The organism is Streptomyces sp. NPDC058678 (assembly GCF_042714835.1).
Classification (GTDB): Bacteria; Actinomycetota; Actinomycetes; order Streptomycetales; family Streptomycetaceae; genus Streptomyces.
The window spans coordinates 1-2,125 of record NZ_JBHXSG010000168.1 but is presented as its reverse complement, the minus strand read 5'-3'; the positions used below and the strand labels follow the sequence as shown (position 1 = coordinate 2,125).

Below are 2,125 nucleotides of genomic sequence, written 5' to 3'. Positions count from 1 at the left end.
CTACACCCACCAAGACATCCCCTTCGAACGCCTCGTCGAAGCCCTCAACCCCGAACGCTCACCCTCACGCCACCCCCTCTTCCAGACCATGCTCACCCTGCACAACGTCGATCCGGCAGCCATAGCGGGCGCCGGCCGGTTCCCCGGACTCAGCGTGAGTCCTGTGAACGCCGATGCCGCTGTGTCGAAGTTCGATCTGCTCCTCGCTCTTCAGGAGCTCCAGTCTCCGGACGGCGGACAAGCGGGCATACGTGCCGTGTTGGAGTTCAGCGCGGACCTCTTCGACCAGGAGAGCGCCGAGTTGCTGAGCCAGCGGTTCGTGCGGGTGCTGGAGACGGTGGTGGCGGCGCCGGAGACCCGGGTGGGCCGGGTGCGGGTGCTGGAGGAGTGTGAGCGGCGGCGGGTACTGGAGGAGTGGAACGACACCCGGACCGCGGTTGTGGCTGCGGATGTGGTGGCCGGGTTCCGGGCGCAGGCGGGCAGGGTACCGGAGGCTGCGGCGGTGGTGTTCGACGGGCTGCCCGTGTCGTACGCCGAGCTGGATGCGCGCAGTGAGCGCCTTGCGCGGCTGCTGGCCGAGGCGGGGGTGGGTCCGGAACGGTATGCGGCGGTGATGCTGCCCCGCTCGGCGGATCTGGTGGTGGCGTTGCTGGCGGTGTTGAAGGCCGGGGGTGCGTATCTGCCGCTGGATGGCGACTTCCCCGCCGAGCGCCTCGCCTTCATGCAGGACGAGACCCGGCCGGTGCTGGTGGTGGACGAGGCGTGGATGGCCGACGCGGCACACCGCGAACCCGAGCCCACCACCACCCTGCCGCACACCACGGATGCCCGGCAGACGGCGTATGTGCTTTACACGTCCGGCTCCACCGGCCGGCCCAAGGGGGTTGTGGTCTCCCGGGGCGCGCTGGCCAACCTGCTGGCCGACATGCGGGAGCGGGTTCCGCTGGCGGACGGGGACCGGTTGCTGGCGGTGACCACGATCGGCTTCGACATCGCCGGGCTGGAGTTGTTCGCTCCGCTGACGGCGGGTGCGGCGGTGGTGATCGCCGAGGCCGGACTGGTGCACGAGCCTGAGCGGCTGCGGGCGGTGCTCGCGGATGAGCGGGTCACGGTGATGCAGGCGACGCCGAGTCTGTGGCGGTCCGTGACCGCCGATCCGGGCGCGGCGGCCGCGCTGGCCGGGGTGCGGGTCCTGGTGGGTGGCGAGGCCGTGCCCGCCGACCTCGCCGAGCAGCTCACCCACGCAGCCGCCCAGGTCACCAACGTCTACGGACCCACCGAGACCACCATCTGGTCCACCGCCACCGTGCTGCACGCAGGCGAGGCCGTATCGATCGGGCGTCCGCTGGCCAACACCCAGGTCTACGTCCTGGACCCCCACCTCCAGCCCGTCCCCGCGGGAGTGCCCGGCGAGCTCTACATCGCCGGCACCGGCGTCGCCCGGGGTTACCTGAACCGGCCCGCCCTGACCGCCGAACGCTTCCTCGCCGACCCCTACGGCCCGCCCGGCACCCGCATGTACCGCACCGGGGATGTGGTCCGCTGGACCGGCAACGGTGATCTGGAATACCTGCGACGCGCCGACGACCAGGTCAAGCTGCGTGGTTTCCGTATCGAGCTGGGTGAGATCGAGACCCTGCTGCGGACGCAGCCGGCAGTCGCGCAGGCTGCGGTGATCGTCCGCGACGACCGCCTCATCGCCTACACGACCGGAACCCGGGTGTCCGGGGAGGACCTGCGCCGGCATCTGGCCCAGGCCTTGCCTGCTTACATGATCCCCGCAGCCTTCGTCACCCTCGACGCCCTGCCGCTGACCGCCAACGGCAAACTCGACCGCAAAGCCCTGCCCGACCCCGACCCCGACACGGAGACCTCTGTCCGCGCCCCCCGAACGCCGCAGGAGGAGATCCTGTGCCACCTGTTCGCCGACGTCCTCGGCCTCGACCGGGTCGGCATCGACGACAGCTTCTTCGACCTCGGCGGGCACTCCCTGCTGGCCACCCGCCTGGTCTCCCGCATCCGCACCGCTTTGGGCGCGGAACTGTCGGTACGCACGCTGTTCGAGACACCGTCGGTGGCCGGTCTGGCCGAGGCGCTCACCCAGGCCGCCTCCGCGCGTACGCCG

The 2,125-nt window shown here is 71.1% G+C and carries 1 protein-coding gene; it reads left to right on the top strand.

The features are described 5' to 3' along the window. On the top strand, nucleotides 1–2,125 hold a 2,125-nt coding region (locus ACFWWR_RS48520; RefSeq protein ID WP_384310774.1), incomplete at both ends, for an amino acid adenylation domain-containing protein.